The sequence below is a fragment of the Pseudomonas saponiphila genome, assembly GCF_900105185.1.
Taxonomy (GTDB): Bacteria; Pseudomonadota; Gammaproteobacteria; order Pseudomonadales; family Pseudomonadaceae; genus Aquipseudomonas; species Aquipseudomonas saponiphila.
In genome coordinates, this window is the sequence record NZ_FNTJ01000001.1 from 99,849 (window position 1) to 119,721 (window position 19,873).

Annotated in this window: 16 protein-coding genes; 12 read left to right on the top strand and 4 right to left on the bottom strand. The window is 65.4% G+C overall.

The genetic code is table 11. From position 1 onward, the window contains the following. Positions 1-154: 154 nt before the first annotated feature. On the top strand, positions 155-742 hold the full coding sequence (locus BLV47_RS00510; RefSeq protein ID WP_092308671.1) for an undecaprenyl-diphosphatase: 588 nt from the start codon (positions 155-157) through the stop codon (positions 740-742). Between the two features lie 15 nt (positions 743-757). On the opposite strand, the gene cadR is transcribed toward BLV47_RS00510, so the two are convergent. Further along, positions 758-1,207, bottom strand: coding sequence for a Cd(II)/Pb(II)-responsive transcriptional regulator (gene cadR, locus BLV47_RS00515; RefSeq protein WP_092308673.1), 450 nt, complete (start codon positions 1,205-1,207; stop codon positions 758-760). Between the two features lie 88 nt (positions 1,208-1,295). Here cadR and BLV47_RS00520 point away from each other — a divergent pair, with 88 nt between their 5' ends. The 7 genes from BLV47_RS00520 to BLV47_RS00550 all read left to right on the top strand — a co-directional run bounded on the left by BLV47_RS00520 (position 1,296) and on the right by BLV47_RS00550 (position 10,489). Further along, positions 1,296-3,605, top strand: a complete 2,310-nt coding sequence (locus tag BLV47_RS00520; protein WP_092308675.1) for a heavy metal translocating P-type ATPase — start codon at positions 1,296-1,298, stop codon at positions 3,603-3,605. A gap of 136 nt (positions 3,606-3,741) precedes the next feature. Continuing rightward, positions 3,742-4,605 (top strand): LysR family transcriptional regulator, encoded by an 864-nt coding sequence (locus tag BLV47_RS00525; protein WP_092308677.1) that lies wholly within the window; start codon positions 3,742-3,744, stop codon positions 4,603-4,605. Positions 4,606-4,837: 232 nt separating this feature from the next. Then, entirely contained in the window at positions 4,838-5,914 is a 1,077-nt protein-coding gene (locus tag BLV47_RS00530) for a putative 2-aminoethylphosphonate ABC transporter ATP-binding protein (protein ID WP_092308679.1), read from the top strand. 1 nt (position 5,915) lies between these two features. Continuing rightward, entirely contained in the window at positions 5,916-7,640 is a 1,725-nt protein-coding gene (locus BLV47_RS00535; RefSeq protein ID WP_092308682.1) for a putative 2-aminoethylphosphonate ABC transporter permease subunit, read from the top strand. Between the two features lie 44 nt (positions 7,641-7,684). Next, positions 7,685-8,710: a putative 2-aminoethylphosphonate ABC transporter substrate-binding protein gene (locus BLV47_RS00540; RefSeq protein WP_092308685.1), complete on the top strand. Its 1,026-nt coding sequence runs from the start codon at positions 7,685-7,687 to the stop codon at positions 8,708-8,710. 91 nt (positions 8,711-8,801) lie between these two features. After that, positions 8,802-9,935: a TIGR03364 family FAD-dependent oxidoreductase gene (locus BLV47_RS00545; RefSeq protein WP_092308687.1), complete on the top strand. Its 1,134-nt coding sequence runs from the start codon at positions 8,802-8,804 to the stop codon at positions 9,933-9,935. Further along, the gene (locus BLV47_RS00550) at positions 9,935-10,489 is read left to right on the top strand and encodes a phosphonate degradation HD-domain oxygenase (protein ID WP_092308688.1); all 555 of its coding nucleotides are present in this window, start codon (positions 9,935-9,937) and stop codon (positions 10,487-10,489) included. Before BLV47_RS00545 ends, BLV47_RS00550 begins: the two co-directional genes overlap by 1 nt. A gap of 67 nt (positions 10,490-10,556) precedes the next feature. Here the strand turns inward: BLV47_RS00550 and BLV47_RS00555 are convergent, their stop codons facing one another. Together BLV47_RS00555 and BLV47_RS00560 are read right to left on the bottom strand one after the other, a co-directional pair. Then, positions 10,557-11,945 (bottom strand): GTPase/DUF3482 domain-containing protein, encoded by a 1,389-nt coding sequence (locus BLV47_RS00555; RefSeq protein ID WP_092308689.1) that lies wholly within the window; start codon positions 11,943-11,945, stop codon positions 10,557-10,559. Beyond that, the gene (locus BLV47_RS00560) at positions 11,938-13,317 is read right to left on the bottom strand and encodes a DUF2868 domain-containing protein (RefSeq protein ID WP_092308690.1); all 1,380 of its coding nucleotides are present in this window, start codon (positions 13,315-13,317) and stop codon (positions 11,938-11,940) included. Before BLV47_RS00560 ends, BLV47_RS00555 begins: the two co-directional genes overlap by 8 nt. Positions 13,318-13,413: 96 nt before the next feature. Between BLV47_RS00560 and BLV47_RS00565 the strand changes: the two genes are divergently transcribed. Next, positions 13,414-13,926, top strand: coding sequence for a dihydrofolate reductase (locus tag BLV47_RS00565; RefSeq protein ID WP_092308691.1), 513 nt, complete (start codon positions 13,414-13,416; stop codon positions 13,924-13,926). 85 nt (positions 13,927-14,011) lie between these two features. Here the strand turns inward: BLV47_RS00565 and BLV47_RS00570 are convergent, their stop codons facing one another. Then, entirely contained in the window at positions 14,012-15,403 is a 1,392-nt protein-coding gene (locus BLV47_RS00570; protein ID WP_092308692.1) for an L-cystine transporter, read from the bottom strand. A gap of 241 nt (positions 15,404-15,644) precedes the next feature. Here BLV47_RS00570 and BLV47_RS00575 point away from each other — a divergent pair, with 241 nt between their 5' ends. The 3 genes from BLV47_RS00575 to BLV47_RS00585 all read left to right on the top strand — a co-directional run bounded on the left by BLV47_RS00575 (position 15,645) and on the right by BLV47_RS00585 (position 19,873). Continuing rightward, on the top strand, positions 15,645-16,700 hold the full coding sequence (locus tag BLV47_RS00575) for an HAD family hydrolase (RefSeq protein WP_092308693.1): 1,056 nt from the start codon (positions 15,645-15,647) through the stop codon (positions 16,698-16,700). A gap of 628 nt (positions 16,701-17,328) precedes the next feature. Next, entirely contained in the window at positions 17,329-18,729 is a 1,401-nt protein-coding gene (locus BLV47_RS00580) for an MBOAT family O-acyltransferase (protein WP_244168830.1), read from the top strand. Continuing rightward, positions 18,716-19,873, top strand: a complete 1,158-nt coding sequence (locus tag BLV47_RS00585; protein ID WP_092308699.1) for an SGNH/GDSL hydrolase family protein — start codon at positions 18,716-18,718, stop codon at positions 19,871-19,873. Before BLV47_RS00580 ends, BLV47_RS00585 begins: the two co-directional genes overlap by 14 nt.

Below are 19,873 nucleotides of genomic sequence, written 5' to 3' on the forward strand. Positions count from 1 at the left end.
ACCGCGCGGCCCCTGTCGATTGAACCTGTTGTCTTTATCGACCTGTGCCCGGAATTGTCCCGGGCCTGACTGTGCCTGGCGACCAGCTACGCTCTGTGTAGCGCCCCCACCAGACGCAGGGCGTCGCCCTTGTGAACTTCAACGTGAGCCGCGAATGGAAGAACTCAATCAAAGCCTGTTCCTGGCCATCAACGCCAGTGCCGGGGCGTCAATGCCGATGCGTACACTGGCGGTTTTCCTCGCGCAATGGCTGGTGCTCAGCGTGCCCTTGCTGCTGGCGGTGCTCTGGGTTTTCGGTGAACGCCGCCAGCGCATGATCGTGCTGCTTGCGACCCTGGCCATCGTACTGGCCCTGGCCAGCAACTTGCTGATCCGCGAGCTGTGGTTTCATCCGCGGCCGTTCATGATCGGCCTGGGGCAGAACTTCCTCGCCCATGCGCCCGGTGCGTCCTTCCCCAGCGATCATGCCAGCGGCATGTTCGCCATGGCGTTCGCGCTGATCCTCGCGCCCCTGCGCAAGACCGGGCTGGTGATGCTGGGCCTGGCGTTGCTGGTGAGCTGGGCCCGGGTCTACCTGGGGGTGCATTTCCCCTTCGATATTCTCGGCGGTTGCCTGGTGGGGCTGTTCAGCGCCTGGCTGGTGCGCCAGGGCCTGGCCTGGCGGCAATTGGACGAGCGCTTGCTGACGATGCTCGAAGACACTTATCTGCGGCTGATCGGCAGCGCGCGGCGCGGCGCCTGAGGCCGCGCTCGGGGCTCAGTGCCCGTGGCTGCGGCCGACATGGGACGGCTCGGCCTCGCTGGGGGCCACCGAACCGCTGACTTCCAGACGCTGGAGGATGCCGCAGTGATCCAGGTCCGGGCCTTCGCTGCAGCGCTGGCGCAGATCCAGCAGTTGCTCCTGGAGCACCAGTAGCCCGTCGATGCGGGCCTTGACGTGATGGATATGCTCGTCGATCAGGGCGTTGACGCTGGCGCACTGGCCTTCCGGGCTGTCCCGCAGGTTGAGCAGGCTGCGGATTTCCTCAAGGGTCATGTCCAGGCTGCGGCAGTTGCGGATAAAGGTCAGGCGCTCGGTGTGGGCCTGGGTGTAGAGACGGTAGTTGCCTTCGCTGCGGGCCGGTTCCGGCAGCAGTCCTTCGCGCTCGTAGTAACGGATGGTCTCGACCTGACAGTCGGTGAGTTTCGCCAGTTCGCCAATCTTCATTGCCGTCGTCTCCGAATGGGTGCTTGACCCTATAGTGGCTACAGGGTGTTCACTTGGCAACAAGCACCTTTATTCGGACGCGACCCTTATGAGCGACTCGATTCACAACCCGCGCAAGCCCGACGCCCAGCACACCCATGCTGAACACGATCACGATCACGATCACAGCCACGCCCCGGCTGGCAAGCTGCAGCCGGTCAAGGCGCACGCCCACGCCGCCCATGGCGCTTCCTGCTGCGGCTCCGCCGACCCGGCACCGTCAAAGGTTACCCTGAGCGAAACCCCGAGCGCCGGCGCGCGCCTGAGCAGCTTTCGCATCGAAGCCATGGATTGTCCCACCGAGCAGACCCTGATCCAGAACAAGCTGGGCAAGCTGGCCGGGGTCCAGGCCCTGGAATTCAACCTGATGAACCGCGTGCTGGGGGTGACCCACGACCTGCCGAGCACCGCACCGATCATCGAGGCGATCAAATCCCTGGGCATGCACGCCGAGCCCCTGCAGCAGGATGGCGCCGCAACCACCCCTGCCACCGCACCGGTGAAGAAGGCCTGGTGGCCGCTGGCCCTGTCCGGGGGCGGTGCGCTGGCCGCCGAAATCATTCATTTCACCAATGCCGCCCCCGATTGGGTGGTGGCGTTGGTGGCCCTGGTGTCGATCCTCAGCGGCGGCCTGGGCACCTACAAGAAGGGCTGGATCGCCCTGAAGAACCGCAACCTCAACATCAACGCGCTGATGAGCATCGCGGTGACCGGCGCGGTGCTGATCGGCCAGTGGCCGGAAGCGGCGATGGTGATGTTCCTGTTCACCGTGGCCGAGTTGATCGAGGCCCGCTCCCTGGACCGGGCGCGCAACGCCATCAGCGGCCTGATGCAGATGACTCCGGAACAGGTCACGGTGCAGCAGGCCGATGGCAGTTGGAGCGAACAGGAAGCGAAAAACGTCGAACTGGGTGCATTGGTACGGGTCCGTCCCGGTGAGCGCATCGGCCTGGATGGCGAAGTGGTGTCTGGCAGTTCCACCATCGATCAGGCGCCGATCACCGGTGAAAGCCTGCCGGTGGAAAAGACCGTGGGCGACAAGGTGTTCGCTGGCACCATCAACCAGGCCGGCTCCCTGGAATACCGAGTGACCGCCGCTGCCAACAACTCGACCCTGGCGCGGATCATCCATGCCGTGGAACAGGCCCAGGGCGCGCGGGCCCCGACCCAGCGCTTCGTCGACAGCTTCTCGAAAATCTACACCCCGGCGGTGTTCGCCTTCGCTCTGGCCGTGGCGCTGATTCCACCGCTGTTCATGGCCGGCGCCTGGTTCGACTGGATCTACCGCGCCCTGGTGCTGCTGGTGGTGGCCTGCCCGTGCGCTCTGGTGATCTCCACCCCGGTGAGCATCGTCAGCGGCCTGGCGGCAGCGGCGCGCAAGGGCATCCTGGTCAAGGGCGGGGTCTACCTGGAGGGCGGCTACAAGCTGGACTACCTGGCCCTGGACAAGACCGGCACCATCACCCACGGCAAGCCGGTGCAGACCGATTTTCTGGCCCTGGACCCACTGGCCCTGGACACGGCTCCAGCCCTGGCCGCCAGTCTGGCGGGGCGCTCCGACCACCCGGTGTCCCTGGCCATTGCTCGCGCGGCTGTGGATAAACAGCTGGCCATGCACCCTGTGGATAACTTCGCAGCCCTGGCCGGGCGCGGAGTGCGCGGTGAAATCAACGGCCAGCTCTATCACCTGGGCAACCACCGCCTGGTGGAGGAACTGGGCCTGTGCTCCCCGGCTCTGGAAGAAAAACTCTTCGCCCTGGAGCAGCAGGGCAAGACCGTGGTCCTGCTGCTGGACCGCAACGGCCCGCTGGCGCTGTTCGCCGTGGCCGACACGGTCAAGGAATCCAGCCGCGAAGCCATCCGGCAGTTGCACGAGCTGGGAATCAAGACCCTGATGCTCACCGGCGACAACCCGCACACCGCCCAGGCCATCGCCGCCCAGGTCGGCATTGACCAGGCCCGGGGCGACCTGCTGCCCAGCGACAAGCTGCAAGCCATCGAAGGTCTGTACGCCCAGGGCCACCGGGTCGGGATGGTTGGCGACGGCATTAACGACGCCCCGGCCCTGGCCCGGGCCGAGATTGGTTTTGCCATGGCCGCGGCCGGCACCGACACCGCGATAGAAACCGCGGATGTCGCCCTGATGGACGATGATCTGCGCAAGATCCCGGCATTCATCCGCCTGTCGCGTCAGACCGCGGTGGTGCTCAAGCAAAATATCGCCCTGGCCCTGGTCATCAAGGCGATCTTTCTTGGGGTAACCTTTGCCGGGCTCGCCACCATGTGGATGGCGGTGTTCGCCGACATGGGCGTGAGCCTGCTGGTGGTGTTCAACGGCCTGCGCCTGCTGCGCAAATAGGACACGGTAGCGGCAAGCGGCAGGCAACAAGCAACAAGCAACAAGCAACTGAGGAGAGAACCAGAGTGATGAACTCACGCGCACCGGCTTCAGCTTGCGGCTTGCCGCTGCAAGCTTGCAGCTGCGGCAAGCCGCCATGCTGAGCGCGGAGCTGAAGGCCTTTTACATGGTCGCCCGCCTGGGCAGCATCACCCTGGCGGCGAAGAAGCTTGGCCTCAGCCAACCGACGGTGACCACGCAGATCCGCAACCTGGAAAGCCAGTACTCGGTAGAGCTGTTCTACCGCGGCGGCCGGCGCCTGAGCCTGAGCGACGAGGGCACGCGCCTGCTGCCAATGGTCAAGGAGCTGTTGCAGAAAGAAGCCGACATCGAGTTCTTCCTGCGTAACAGCGGCCAGGTACAGGGCACCTTGCGCATCGCCGCCACAGCGCCGTACTACATCCTCGATCTGGTGAAAACCTTCCGCCAGCGCCTGCCCCAGGTGGACGTGTCGGTGGAGATCGGCAATTCCCAGCAAGTCCTCGAAGCCCTGGAGGACTACCGGGTGGATGTGGCGGCCTCGTCACAGTTGCTGGAGGACTCGCGCTTGATCCGTCGGGTGCTGGGCAGCGACCCGCTGGTGCTGGCGGTGCACCGTGACCACCCCCTGGCGGCGCTGGAGCACGTGCCGCTCAATGCCCTGGCCGGGCACACCCTGCTGATACGCGAGCCGGGCTCCACCACCCGCAGCCTCACCGAAGCCCTGCTCAAGGACGCCAGCGTCGGCTTCGGCCCGCTGCTGGAAATCGGCAGCCGCGAGTCGATCCGCGAGGCGGTGCTGCGCAACATCGGCATCAGCATCATTGCTCGCCAGGAAGTGCCCCACGACCCGCAGTTGCGCGTGTTGAGCATCGAAAACGCGCCGCAGATCGTCGAGTACCTGTACTGCCTCAAGGAGCGCAAGAACGCGCGCTTGCCAGCGGCGTTTCTCGGGTTGGCGCAGGAAATGGCTCCCGCCTGAGGGATCTGCATCGGTCATGCCGATGGCTTCGCGAGCAAGCTCGCTCCTACATTGAGGTGCATTCCCCCTGTAGGAGCGAGCTTGCTCGCGAAGGCGTCATATCAGCCAGCACATCACTGGCAGGTTGAACCAAAATCCCCGAATACCACTATCGGTCGTTTTTGCCTTACTGCCATATGACCGACGCATTACAACTCTAGGATTTGCCTCATCTGCTTGATGAGGCCTGTCCATGAACCCTGCAACCGCAACTGCCCTTGCTAACCCCGGCGCACCGATGAAAGTGCGCGGCGTGCACAAGCGCTTCGGCGCTTTCACTGCGCTGGATAACGTATCCCTGGATGTGGCCGCCGGTGAGCTGGTGTGCCTGCTGGGACCGTCCGGCTGCGGCAAGACCACCTTGCTGCGCTGCATTGCCGGCCTGGAGCGCCAGGACCAGGGCGAGCTGTACCTGGGGGATCGGGACGTCTCTCTGCTGGCGCCTCAGGCCCGGGACTACGGGATCCTGTTCCAGTCCTATGCGCTGTTTCCCAACCTCACGGTGGAAGCCAACATCGCCTACGGCCTGTCCGGCAGTGGCCGCGAAGAAGCGCGCCAGCGCGTGGCGCAGATGCTGGAACTGGTGAGCCTGAGCGGCAGCGAGAAGAAATACCCCGGCCAACTGTCCGGCGGCCAGCAGCAGCGCGTGGCCCTGGCCCGCGCCCTGGCACCGGCGCCGTCGTTGCTGTTGCTGGACGAACCGATGTCGGCCCTGGATGCCCGGGTGCGCGAGCACCTGTGCAGCGAGCTGCGCCAACTGCAACGGCGCCTGGGCATCACCACCCTGATGGTCACCCACAACCAGGACGAGGCCATGCTGATGGCCGATCGCATTGCCGTGATGAACAACGGCAAGGTCGAGCAGTACGCCACGCCCCAGGAAATCTACGATCGTCCGGCCACGCCTTTCGTGGCCGAGTTCGTCGGCCAGGGCAACTGGCTGCCCTTCAGCCGCAACAGCGACAGCCATGCCCAGGTCGGCGGGATGAATGTGCGTCTGGCCGAGGGTTCGGCCAAGGCCGCTTCGGGCCGGCTGTTCTGCCGTCCGGAAGCGATCAGCGTGAACCCGCCGGTGCATGAGGAAAACTTGTTCCCGGCCCAGGTCCGCGAGATCACCTTCCTCGGCAACCGCTGCCGCATGAGCTTTGAACTCAATCAACTGCCGGGGCACGCGTTGCTGGCGGAACTGGCCCCGGAAGCCATGCCGCGCCTGGGTGCCCGGGATATCTGGGTGGCCTTGCCGCCGCGCAGCCTCCAGGTGTTTGCCTGAGATGAGCCTGCCAATGTCCATGCCGCTGCCCGCCAAGCGGGCGCACCAGGCTTCGCGTGCCGAGATCGGCGACCGCATTTTTGTCGTCGGTGGCAAGGTTGTGCTCCTGGTCCTGCTGGGTGTCGCGGTGCTGCTGCCGCTGCTGGCGATCTTCTGGCGCGGCTTCAGCGCCGAGGCCGGGCAGGGCGGTGGCTGGCTGGCGGCACGTGAACTGGTGGCCAGCGCCAACTTCCACTGGTTGTTGGGCAACAGCCTGAAAGTCTCCCTCAGCGTGGCCGCCATCGTGGTGCCCCTGGCCTACCTGTTCGCCTACGCCCTGCAACGCACGCTGATTCCCGGCAAGGGCCTGTGGCGTGGCTTGTCGCTGTTGCCGCTGATGGCGCCATCGATGCTGCCGGGGATTGCCCTGGTCTATCTGTTCGGCAACCAGGGCCTGCTCCGCGGTCTGTTCGCCGAGAACATCTACGGCTTCTGGGGCATCGTCCTTGGTGAGGTGATCTACACCTTTCCCCATGCCCTGATGATCCTGCTCTCGGCCCTGTCCCTGGCCGATGCGCGGCTGTTCGACGCCGCATCAAGCATGGGCGCCAGTCCCGCCAGGGCCTTTCGCAGCATCACCTGGCCGGCGACCCGGCAGGCGGTGTTCGCCGCGTTCTGCCTGGTGTTCACCCTGACCATCACCGACTTCGGCGTGCCGGTGGTGGTGGGCGGCGACTATCAGGTGCTGGCCCTGGAAGCCTACAAGGCGGTGGTGGGGCAGCAGCAGTTCGGCCGTGGCGCGTTGATCGGCATGGTCCTGCTGTTGCCGGCGCTGTTCAGCTTCGGCGTCGATGCCTGGCTGCGCCGTCGCCAGGGCGATGCCATGAGCGGTCGCGCCCAGGTGTTCCGGCCTGCGCCATCACGGCTACGCGATGCCTGCTACCTAGCCATCGTGCTGCTGATCTGCGCCGTGCTGCTGCTGGTATTCGGCATGGCGGTGTATTCGTCGCTGGTGAAGTTCTGGCCCTACAACCTGTCGCTCTCACTGAAGCACTACCAGTTCGACGACACCGCCGGCGGTGGCTGGCTGGCCTACCGCAACAGCCTGAGCATGGCCCTGTGCACGGCGCTGATCGGCAGCGTGCTGATCTTCACTGGTGCCTACCTGATGGAAAAGACCCGCGGCCAGCGCGGCCTGAACCTGGTGCTGCGCCTGCTCAGCTTCGTGCCGATGGCGGTGCCCGGCTTGGTGCTGGGCCTGGGCTACGTGTTCTTCTTCAACCTCAACGGCAATCCGCTGCATGTGTTCTACGGGACCATGACCCTGCTGGTGGTATGCACCATCGCCCACTACCTGACCACCGCGCAGATGACCGCCACCACCGCCCTGCGCCAGCTGGATGCCGAGTTCGAGGCCGCCGCGCTGTCGCTCAAGGCGCCGCTGTACCGCCACTACCTGCGGGTCACCGTGCCGATCTGCCTGCCGGCGCTGCTGGACATCGTGCGCTACCTGTTCGTCTCGGCCATGACCACGGTGTCGGCGGCGATCTTTCTCTACAGCCCGGACACCATCCTCGCCGCCGTGGCCGTGCTGAACATGGACGACGCCGGCAACGTCGGCGGCGCTGCGGCCATGTCGACCCTGATCCTGTTCACTTCGGCCGGCGTCTCGCTGCTCCTGGCCTGGGCTTCGCGCGGGCTGTTGCGCCGCTCCCAGGCCTGGCGGCAAACCGCGCCGGGCCACTGATTGCTCACTCACCCCCTGATCCGCACTCACCAAGGAACCGCATCATGTTCAAGCCCCTGGCTCTTGCCGCTGCCGTCCTCTCTGCTGTCAGCCTGAATGCCTTTGCGGCGAAGACCGAGCTGACGGTGTACACCGCCCTCGAAGCCGAGCAATTGAAGTCCTACAAGCAGGCCTTCGAAAAGGCCAACCCGGATGTGGAGATCAAGTGGGTGCGTGATTCCACCGGGATCATCACCGCCAAGCTGCTGGCGGAAAAAGCCCGGCCGCAAGCCGACGCGGTCTGGGGCCTGGCAGCGTCCAGCCTGGCGATCCTCGACCAGCAGGGCATGCTGCAAAGCTACGCGCCCAAGGACCTGGGCCAGATCGGCGCGAACTATCGCGACGCTGCCAACCCGCCGGCCTGGGTCGGCATGGACGTGTGGGCCGCGACCATCTGCTTCAACACCGTGGAGGCCGAGAAACAGGGCCTGAGCAAGCCGGTGAGCTGGCAGGACCTGACCAAGCCCGAATACAAGGGCAAGATCGTCATGCCCAACCCGGCATCCTCGGGCACCGGCTTCCTGGATGTCAGCGCCTGGTTGCAGACCTTCGGCGAGAAGCAGGGCTGGCAGTACATGGATGAGCTGCACCAGAACATCGGCCAGTATGTCCATTCCGGTTCCAAGCCGTGCAAGCTGGCCGCCGCCGGTGAATTCCCCATCGGCATCTCCTTCGAATACCCGGCCGTGCAGCTCAAGCGCCAGGGCGCGCCGCTGGACATCGTGCTGCCCAAGGAAGGCCTGGGCTGGGAGATCGAAGCCACGGCGGTGATCAAGGGCACGCCGCATGAAGAGGCAGCGAAGAAGCTCGCCGACTTCTCCGCCAGCCCCGCGGCCATGGAGCTGTACAAGGAAAACTTCGCCGTGCTGGCCCAGCCGGGCATCGCCAAGCCGCAGACCGAACTGCCGGCGGACTACGAGCAGCGCCTGATCAAGAACGACTTCGCCTGGGCCTCGAAGAACCGCGACCAGATCCTCGCCGAATGGCGCAAGCGCTATGACGGCAAGTCGGAAAAGGTTGCCGCGCAGTAACCGATCAACGGCCTTCGCCGGCCAGCCGGCTCCTACCGAGGGCGTAGGAGCCGGCTGGCCGGCGAAGACGCTTCCCACCAGGACACGACTCATGACTTCACACAGCGATCTGCTGATCGTCGGCGCCGGCATCCTCGGCCTGTCCCACGCCTATGCCGCTGCCAAGCGCGGTTTGCGGGTGCGGGTATTCGAACGCAGCGCCACGCCCCTGGGCGCCTCGGTGCGCAACTTCGGCCAGGCCCTGGTCACCGGCCAACCGCCGGGCATCATGCTGGAGCTGGCCCGGGCCAGCCGCGATATCTGGGCCGACTGGCAGCAGCTGGCGGGCCTGCCGCTCAAGCGCAACGGCTCCTACCTGTTCGCCCGCAGCGAAGCCGAGGAACTGTTGCTGGAAGCCTTCTGCGCCGGACGCGCGCGGGAACACGGTTACCGCGTCGAACTGCTGCGGGGCGCGGCGCTGAATGATCTGTACGGCGGCCAGTTCCGCCATCATCGGGCGGCCTTGCACGGCCTGGATGATCAGCAGCTGTATTCCCGCGAGGCGCTGCCGCTGCTGATCGACTACCTGCGCCGCGACCTGGGGGTGCAGTTCCATTTTTCGACCCTGGTCCGGGACATCCAGCCGGACCAGGTGCACAGCACCGCCGGCTGCTTTCATGCGCCGCTGATCGTGCTGTGTTCTGGGCACGACTATCAGACCCTGCTGGCCGAGCAGATCGCCGTCCTGCAGCCGCAGGTCTGCCGCCTGCAGATGCTCCGCGCCCGGCCCGAGGTCGACCTCAAGCTGCAACATGCCTTGCTCACCGGGCTGAGCTGCGTGCACTACGGGGCCTTCGCCGATCTGCCGCAAGCGGCGGCGGTGCGGGCGCAGATCCAGCGCGAGGCGCCGCACCTGCATGAACACGGCATTCACCTGTTGCTCAGCCCGACGCCCTACGGCGAGCTGATCATCGGCGACTCCCACGACTACGGCAGCGATCCGTCGCCGTTCAACGCCGAACAGGTGGACAACTGGCTGATCGAACTGGCCGAACAGACCCTGAACTGCAAGGTCCGGGTGGTGGAGCGCTGGCAGGGCGTGTACGGCGCCCGTGGCCCCGGACCATTCTCCTTCCTGGAAGCCGCGCCCGGGGTCCATGTGGCGCTGATGCACAGCGGCGTGGGCATGAGCGTCGGGCCGGCCATGGCCGAGGGCAATATCGCCCGGCTGCTGGAGGAGGCGTGATGAGTCGCCAGCAGGTGATTGACCAGGTTTTCGCGCTGTACGAGCGCTTTGGCGATAACGACTACATCGGCGAGCCGGTGTCGCAGATCGAGCACATGTCCCAGGCCGCGCAGCTGGCCCTGGCCGAAGGTCATGACGACGAAGTGGTGCTGGCGGCGTTCTTCCACGATATCGGGCATATCTGCCAGCAGGATGCCGAGAACATGGGCGGTTTTGGCGCAGTCAGCCATGAGCGCCTGGGGGCGGATTATCTGCGCCGGGCGGGTTTCAGCGAGCGTCTGGCGCGGCTGGTGGAGTACCACGTCCAGGCCAAGCGTTACCTGACCTTCAAGGAGCCCGGGTATTACCAGCGCCTGAGCGAAGCCAGCCGGCGCACCCTGGAGTACCAGGGCGGGGTGATGAATGCGGCAGAGGCGGCAGCCTTCGAACTCGACCCGCTGTGCGCGCTGAGTCTGCGCCTGCGCCACTGGGACGAGCAGGCCAAGGAGCTGTGGGTGCCGGTGATGGAGTTGCAGGTGCTCAAGGACAAGGCTTTGGCGTTGTTGGGGGATTGAGGGCCCTTTCGCGGGCAAGCCCGCTCCTACAGAGCGTTGTAGGAGCCGGCTTGCCGGCGAAGGCGATCTACGCCTGAACCACCAAGGATTCGGCCAGCGCCTCTATCTGCTCCTGGCGCTCGGCCTGGCTCAGGCGTTTCTGCGGATTGAGCGACGACCACTGCGGATGCGCCCGGGCCTTGTTCAAGGCTTCCGGCAACTTGCCCTCGCGCCAGCTTTTGTCCTCCGGCGTGGCCAGGCGGATGCTGTCCAGCGCCGCATGCCCGCGCAGGTTCAGCGCCTGCACCAGCTGGCGCTGACGCAGGGCCAGCAGCCGCAGCACGCTGTCATCCACGGTCAGTTCGCGCTGGCCCTTGAGCTTGCCCAGCAAGCGGCTGCCGTAGCTGCGGGCAGTTTGCAGCGCGCCACCGGCAATCGCCCCGGCCAGGGCTGCCGCGCCGAGGGTCAAGCCGCCCACCAGCAGGTCCACCCCGGCCCCGGCCGCCGCGCCGGCGGCGATCCCTCCACCGACCCGCACCCCCAGTTGCTTGAGGGTTTCCGGGTTGAACAGGTCGTCGCCCCAGCGCCCATCGAGCAGCGGCAGGTCGCTGGTGGCAGCGTCTTCAGGGCGGAAGGCGTAGAGCTTGAGCAGAGCTTCGACACAGCGCTGCTCGCGCTGGCGGATGGCCTGGCGCAGTTCGCCGATGGCCTGCTGCTCCAGCTCGGCATCGCTGGCCACGCTGCGCCGGCAGGCGGCGCAATCCACCAGCAATTCGGCAATCAATCGCGCGGCGCTGTGCTGGCGCGCCAGGCGCTGGGCCTGCTGGTCGTTGATCAGTCGTTGCAGGGCCGGGCGCGCATGTTCCAGCAGCAGGGCCAGGCTCTCATACAGGCGCTGCTCGCCGTCTTGCGGCGGCGCCACGCTGTCGAAGCGCACCAGGGCATGCAGACCCAGGCGGGCCAGGGCCTCGCGCCAGTCGCCTTCGCGCTGTTCGGCGCTGCTGACGAAATTCAGCACCGGCAGCAGCGGCTTGCCGCAGCCGCTCAGTACTTCCAACTCATCGCGGTACTTGGCCAGCACCGGCTCCCGGGCGTCGATCACATACAGGCCGGCGTCCGAGGCCAACAGCTGGCGCAGGACCTTGGCTTCCTGCTCGAAACGCTGGCGGGCTTCGCTGCCGTCAAGAAAGCGCGCCAGCCGGGCCGGGCCGTCCAGGCGTTCGCCGGGGCGCTCAAGGCGTTCCAGGTAATCCAGCAGGGCGATGGCGTCTTCCAGGCCGGGGGTGTCGTAGAGCTCCAGCAGGGGCTGGCCATCCACCGAGAGGCGGGCGCCTTCCACGTGCCGGGTGGTGCTGGGGCGATGGGAGACTTCGCCAAAACCCACGTCCCGGGTCAGGGTGCGCAGCAGCGAAGTCTTGCCAACGTTGGTGTGGCCGACCACCGCGAGCTTCAGCGGCTTTTGCCGAGCATCAGTCATGACCGTTCTCCAGCCAGTCGAGGGGCGCGCAATCGGCGAAGGGCAGCTCCAGCTGTTGCAGGGCGCTGTGCCAGTCGCCCAGGCGGTCGGCATCCAGGGCCTGGCCGGGCGGGGCTTGCAGCAGCCAGACCCGGGTCGCACTGGCGTTGCGCGCCAGTTCGGCGATCAGCCCGAGGCTGCCGCGGTCCGGCGAGCGCCGCGGGTCGCAGGCGATCAGCAGGCGCGCCGGGGGGAAGCGGCTCATCTGCTCCAGCAGGCGCTGGCGCGACTCGCGGCTGTCGAGGATACCGGCATTCTTGACGCTGTCCGGCAGCTGCGGCGGCCAGGGGCGTTGCTCGTCGAGCTCGATGGCCACCAGCAAGGCGCCGCTGCTGTCCTCGGCGCTGACGCCGCCTTCGACCCGGGGCAACTGCTCGGGGGCCGCGTCATTGACGCCCAGGCGTTCGCTGCTGGGCATCAGGCGTTCGCGCAGTGAGGCGTAGCCCGGCAGGTTCAGGTCCAGCTGCAGGCGCGCCTTGCCGTGTCGCCAGCGCCAGCGGCAGAACAGCATCAGCAGCAGGCGCGGCAGCACGCCGTAGATCAGCACCAGGACCACCAGCCAGATGGCCCAGGACTGGCGGATCAGCTCGGTGTTGTAGACATCCCGGGTGCTGGCCTGGATGGTCGCCACGCTCGGCGCGCCGAAGCCCAGGCTGCGGGGCAGGGCGCTGAGGGTGTTGGTAATGGCCACGAAGGCATCGCTGCCCAGCAGGGTGCTTTCCCAGACAAAGCTGTAGCGGTGGGTGGTCAGCAGCACCAGCAGCATGACCACGGCGCTGAACAGGGCCAGGCACCACAGGCCGTTGATCAGGCTGCCCAGGGCCCAGCGGTTGAGCTTGCGCCGTTGCAGCAACAGCAGCAGCGCCGGCGGCAACTGCGCGACCTTGGCATCGCGGGAGAATTTTTCGCTGAGCCACAGCCACAGGCGGCCCAGGCCCGCCCCGTGCTCCCCGGCAAACAGCAGGCCGGCCAGCCAGCTCAGCAGCAGGATCAGGTTGATGCCCAGCAGGCTGCCCAGGGCCCAGAACACGTTGACTGGTTGCTGGGTGTTGCCCAGGGCGCTGAAGGCCAGTCCGGCGCCACTGAGGACTGCCATTAGCGCGAGCAGCAACAGCGCCAGGCGCGCGCCCTGGTGCCAGTGCAGCAGGGCATCGTGCAAGCCGTCGCGCTGGGCCAGCCACAGGGCGCGGTTCTGGATACGGGTGGCCAGATCGCCGCCCTGGTTGCGGGCCAGGCGATTGGCTTCCTGATCCTCCAGCGGGCCGGCGTGCTCCTCGCGCAGGCGCACGGTTTCGGTCAGCCACAGGCGTTGCAGGGGAGTCAGTGCAGTCACGCGTCATTCCATCGCTTAAAAGTGCGCTGAGCATAACTGCTGCAGCGGCGGTCGGGTGAAGTTGCCAGGCCTGGGGCCTCTGGTATCCTCGCCGGCATGAAAAAAACTCTCCCTCTCAGCCTGATCGCGGCACTCGCACAAAACCGCGTGATCGGCGTCGATAACAGCATGCCCTGGCATTTGCCGGGGGATTTCAAATTCTTCAAGGCCACCACCCTGGGCAAGCCGATCATCATGGGGCGCAAGACCTGGGATTCCCTGGGCCGGCCCTTGCCGGGGCGCTTGAACATCGTGGTCAGTCGTCAGACCGGCCTGGTGCTCGAAGGTGCCGAGGTTTATCCGTCTTTGCAGGCCGCGGTGGAACGGGCCGAGGAATGGGCCCTGGAGCAGGGCGCCAGCGAGCTGATGCTGATCGGCGGCGCGCAGCTTTATGCCCAAGGGCTGGAGCAGGCCGATCGCCTGTATCTGACGCGGGTTGCCTTGAACCCGGCAGGCGACGCCTGGTTTCCGCAGTTCGATGAACAGCAATGGAAGCGGGTATCAGAGGTGCCGAATCCGCCGGAAGGAGACAAACCGGCGTACAGCTTCGAGGTATGGGAGAGACGATGACAGCTGCAAGTTGCCAGCTACAAGCTACAAGTAAAAGCCGACTGGCTCTTGCTTGCGGCTCGTAGCTTGTAGCTTGTAGCTGCTTTTACGCGTGCTCCAGCTCCGAATGTTCATCGGCGTCCAGCAGCGCCTTGTCGGTCTGCTGCATCACCTGGCTGGTGATGGCGCCGGCGGTCATCGAACCGCTGACGTTCAGCGCCGTGCGGCCCATGTCGATCAGCGGTTCCACGGAAATCAGCAGCGCCACCAGCGACACCGGCAAGCCCATGGCCGGTAGCACGATCAGCGCGGCGAAGGTTGCGCCACCGCCCACGCCCGCCACGCCGGCGGAACTCAAAGTGACGATGGCCACCAGGGTGGCGATCCACAGCGGGTCCAGCGGGTTGATGCCCACGGTTGGGGCGACCATCACCGCGAGCATCGCCGGGTACAGGCCGGCGCAGCCATTCTGGCCAATGGTGGCGCCGAACGAGGCGGCAAAGCTGGCGATGGACTGGGGAATGCCCAGGCGCCGGGTCTGGGCTTCGATGCTCAGGGGAATGCTGGCGGCGCTGGAGCGACTGGTGAAGGCGAAGGTCAGTACCGGCCAGACCTTGCGAAAGAAGCGCAGCGGGTTGATCCCGGCCAGGGCGACCAGCAGGCCGTGGACCACGAACATCAGGCCCAGGCCGATGTAGGACACCACCACGAAACTGCCGAGCTTGATGATGTCCTGCAGGTTGGAGCCGGCCACTACCTTGGTCATCAGCGCCAGCACGCCATAGGGGGTCAGTTTCATCACCAGGCGCACCAGGCGCATCACCCAGGCTTGCAGGGTGTCGATGGCGTTGAGCACTTTCTGGCCTTTGTCGGCGTCATCCTTGAACAGCTGCAGCGCGGCCATGCCGAGGAAGGCGGCGAAGATCACCACGCTGATGATCGAGGTCGGCTTGGCCCGGGCCAGGTCGGCGAAAGGGTTCTGCGGGATGAACGACAGCAGCAGCTGCGGCACGTTGAGGTCGGCGACCTTGCCCGCGTAATCGCTCTGGATCACTTGCAGGCGGGCCATCTCCTGGGTGCCGGCCACCAGCCCTTCGGCGCTCAGGCCGAACAGGTTGGTCAGGCCGATGCCCACCAGCGCGGCGATGGCGGTGGTGAACAGCAGGGTGCCGATGGTCAGGAAGCTGATCTTGCCCAGGGACGAGGCGTTGTGCAGGCGGGCCACGGCGCTGAGGATCGAGGCGAACACCAGGGGAATCACGATCATCTGCAGCAACTGCACGTAGCCATTGCCCACCAGGTCGAACCAGCCGATGGAGGCCTTGAGCACCGGGTGGCCGGCGCCGTAGAGGCTGTGCAGGGCAATGCCGAAGACCACGCCCAGCACCAGGGCCAGCAGGACCTTCTTGGCCAGGCTCCAAGTCGTGTGGCGGGTTTGTGCCAGGCCCAGCAGCAGGGCCAGGAACACCAGCAGGTTGAGGATCAGCGGCAGATTCATTGGGACTCCGATAAGACTTGTGCCAATCGCGGCTCTGGCGATTGCGAACCGGCAAGCCTAACAGCTTGAAATCTAATGAATTAATAACGATATCGCATGGCAACTGTCGTTTTTGGAATAAGCCGCTGACGCTCAGGCGCATGTGGCTGGCGCTCTCGGGACGCAAGCGGTCGCGTGGAGACGAGAACTGTCACAGGGATTTGTTAGCGTCGAAGGCTTTCACTCAGGGAGAAAACCGTCGATGAAACTTGCTCCGAAATTGCTCGCCGTTGCACTCTGCCTGGGCCTCGCCGGCCAGGCCCTGGCCACCGAGTTGAAGCATTGGCCCGCTGAGCAGGCCAAGCAGCTGGACGCGATGATCGCGGCCAACGCCCACAAGGGCAACTTCGCGGTGTTCGACATGGACAACACCAGCTACCGCTACGACCTGGAAGAGTCCCTGCTGCCCTTCATGGAAAACAAGGGGCTGATCACCCGCGACACCCTCGACCCGTCGCTCAAGCTGATCCCGTTCAAGGACACCGCCGAGTACAAGGAAAGCCTGTTCAGCTACTACTACCGCCTGTGTGAAATCGACGACATGGTCTGCTACCCCTGGGTGGCGCAGGTGTTCTCCGGCTTCACTCTCAAGGAGCTCAAGGGCTACGTCGATGAGCTGATGGCCTCCGGCAAGCCGGTGCCGAGCACTTATTACGACGGCGATGTGGTCAAGACCATCGAGGTCAACCCGCCCAAGGTCTTCACCGGCCAGGCCGAGCTTTACAACAAGCTGATGGAGAACGGCATCGAGGTCTACGTGATGACCGCCGCTTCCGAAGAACTGGTGCGCATGGTCGCCGCCGACCCCAAGTACGGCTACAACGTCAAGCCGCAGAACGTCATCGGCGTGACCACCCTGCTCAAGGACCGCAAGACCGGCGCCCTGACCACCGCGCGCAAACAGATCACCGACGGCAAGTATGACGAGCAGGCCAACCTCGGCCTGGAACTGACGCCGTACCTGTGGACCCCGGCTACCTGGATGGCGGGCAAGCACGCGGCGATCCTGACCTACATCGACGAGTGGAAGAAACCGGTACTGGTGGGCGGCGACACCCCGACCAGCGACGGCTACATGCTGTTTCATGGCGTGGACGTGGCCAAGGGCGGCATCCACCTGTGGATCAACCGCAAGGACAAGTACATGACCCAGCTCAACGGCATGATGGCCAAGCATGCCGCGGCCCAGGCCAAGGAAGGCCTGCCGGTGACGGCCGACAAGAACTGGGTGATCGTCAAGCCCGAAGACATCCAGTAGGAGCCGGCTCACCGGCGAACAGGCCGTAGGGCCGTGTGGCGCTCTTGTGGGCGTCTTCGCTGGCAAGCCAGCTCCTACGGACGCAACCGCCATTATTTGTAGGAGCCGGCTTGCCGGCGAACAGGCCGTAGGGCCGTGTGGCGCTCTTGCGGGCGCCTTCGCTGGCAAGCCAGCTCCTACGGACGCAACCGCCATTATTTGTAGGAGCCGGCTCGCCGGCGAACAGGCCGTCGGGTCGGGTGGCGCTCTTGTGGGCGCCTTCGCTGGCAAGCCAGCTCCTACGGACGCAACCGCCATTATTTGTAGGAGCCGGCTTGCCGGCGAACAGGCCGTAGGGCCGTGTGGCGCTCTTGCGGGCGCCTTCGCTGGCAAGCCAGCTCCTACGGACGCAACCGCCATTATTTGTAGGAGCCGGCTCGCCGGCGAACAGGCCGTAGTGCCGTGTGGCGCTCTTGCTGGCGTCTTCGCTGGCAAGCCAGCTCCTACGTCCAGGAACTAGCGCAATGGGCGGCGAATGTTTCAACTTGTGACCGCCAAACCCCCTCTGCCATAATCGCGCCCGTTTCCTGTCCCCGCCTGCTCTCCCTTGTGCCGGGTTTATCCCCGTCTGCACGTAATGGACTACGTTGTGAGCTATCTCTCGATCGAATTCGGCCTCTGTTTCATCCTGTTCTTCATTCTGTATTGGGGCCTGGGCTTCAGCCTGCGTTTGCAGAATGCCCTGTTGCTGGTCGCCAGCTACGCGATCCTCGCTAGCTTCAGCCTGAACTTCCTCTACATCCTGCTGGGCTACACGGCCCTGGTGTACCTGCTCGGCCTGTTGAGCCAGCGTTACCCCGGCAGGGGCTGGGTCAATGGCCTGATGCTGTTGCTGGTGCTGGGGGCCTTCTACCTGTTCAAGTACCAGGACTTCTTCACCAGCGCGGTGCAGAACGCCTTCGCCCAGTTTGGCGTGGAGGTGTCGCTGCCGCTGCTGGAGGTGCTCCTACCGGTGGGGCTGTCGTTCTATGCCTTCCACTCGGTCAGCTACCTGGTATCGATCAATCGCCGGGAGTTGACCCCGGGCTCGCCCTTCGACCTGGCGCTGTACCTGGCGTTCTTCCCCAGCCTGATCGCCGGCCCGGTGAACCGGGCGATCCCGATGCTGGAGCAGATCAACCCGCCGCAGCTGCGCCAGGTGCTGGAGCCGCAACGGGCCCTAGGCCTGATCGCGGTGGCGGTGGTCAAGCTGTTCTTCCTCAGTTCCTGGCTGGCCAACGAGTGGGTCGACCCGGTGTTCGACAGCCCGGTGGCGTTCTCGGCCGAGCAGATCCTGCGGGCGGTCTACGGCTATTCGTTCCTGATCTACTTCAACTTCAGCGGCTACACCGACCTGGTGACCGGCATCGCCCTGTTGCTGGGCTTCCGCCTGCCGCTGAACTTCAACTACCCCTATGCGGCGCGCAATCTCAAGGAGTTCTGGGGGCGCTGGCACATCAGCCTGTCGACCTTTATCCGTGACTACGTGTACATCCCCCTGGGGGGCAACCGCGGCCCGGTGTGGCGCGGCAACCTGAACATGCTGCTGGCCATGCTGATCTCCGGCTTGTGGCACGGCGCCAGCGCCAACTTCATCATCTGGGGCGCGCTGCATGGCGTGGGCCTGGCGCTGTACAAGTTCTGCAGCCCGCTGCTGGCCCGGGGCCCGCGCTGGATCGGTTCGGACCTGGCGGCCCGCCTGCTGACCTTCCACTACGTGGCACTGGCCTGGATCTTCTTCCGCTGCGCGACCTTGTCCGATGCCATGGACATGCTCAGCGGCCTGGGCGGCCTGTCCTTCAGCGGGTTGGCCGGCAGCGCCCTGAGCCTGCTGGGCTGCCTGCTGTTCGTTGCGTTCTACCCACGGATCGTGGCGCTGCTGCAGCGCCTGTTCACGGCCGCCACCAGCTTGCCGTGGCTGTTCTATCCAGTGCCGTTGGGGCTGTTCATCTGCGTGGTCATCTTCGCCTCACCGTCGGGCGTGCCGGGGTTCATTTATGCCAGCTTCTAAGCGTTCGCCCTTGTCGGTCAGCCTCGGCAGTGCAGCCAAGGTGTTTTACGCCCTGGTGGTGACCAGCCTGTTGCTGGTGTGGTTCAACCAGCAGTCGATCCGCCTCTACTGCCAGCAGAAGTATCACGATGACTGCGAGATCCCGGGGCTGTCGCAGAACCCGCAGTGGCGCTTTGGCGCCCAGCTCAACCAGGCACTGGAGAATGCCCGGGTGGCCTTTGTCGGCAGCTTTGCCGCCACGGCCGACCTGACGGTGGCCCAGGCCGAAGCGGCGACGGACGACGAGCCGCAGCCGTTGCCCAAGGTCGCCGCCGCGCCGGTGCCGGAGCATCCGCCGCTGAGCGCCGCCCATTCTGCCCCCGCTCATGCCGCGCCCGCCCATGCGGCTCCCCAGGCCCCGACCCCGGTTGCCTCGCAGCCGGTGGCCGTGGCTGCGCCGCTTAGCCATGGGCCCAAGGCCCAGCAGGCAGGCGTGGCGCCGCTGATGGCCAGCCTGGCCACTGGCGACGAGGTGTTCTTTGTCGGTGACTCGCTGATGCAGGGCGTGGCGCCGCACATGGCCAACACCCTGCGCAAGCGCTACAACGTCAAGAGCCTGAACCTCAGCAAACAGAGCACCGGCCTTGCCTATCCGAGCTTTTTCAACTGGCCCAAGACCGTTGAGAGCACCCTGGCCAGCAACCCGAATATCCGTCTGATGGTGATCTTCCTCGGTCCCAACGACCCGTGGGACATGCCGGTGGCCAAGGGCAAACCGTTCCTGCGTTTCAAGACCCCGGACTGGGAAGAGGCCTATCGCCAGCGCATCGATTCGATCCTCGACACCGCCCAGGCCCACAATGTGCAAGTGATCTGGGTCGGCCCGCCGAACATGGAGAAGCCCAAGCTGTCTACGGCAATGGCTTATCTGAGCGACCTGTACAAGAGCCAGATCGAGCGCTATCAGCAGCATTTCGTCTCGGCCAACGAGATTCTCGGTTACCAGAACGACGAGTTTTCCTATTACCGCACCACCGGCGACGGCAAGAAGGTCAAGACCCGGGTCGATGACGGTATCCATTTCACCACCACTGGGCAGAAGCTGATCGCTGAGCGTGTGATCTCGCTGATCAACTTCCCCAGCCAACAATTGACGGAGCACTGA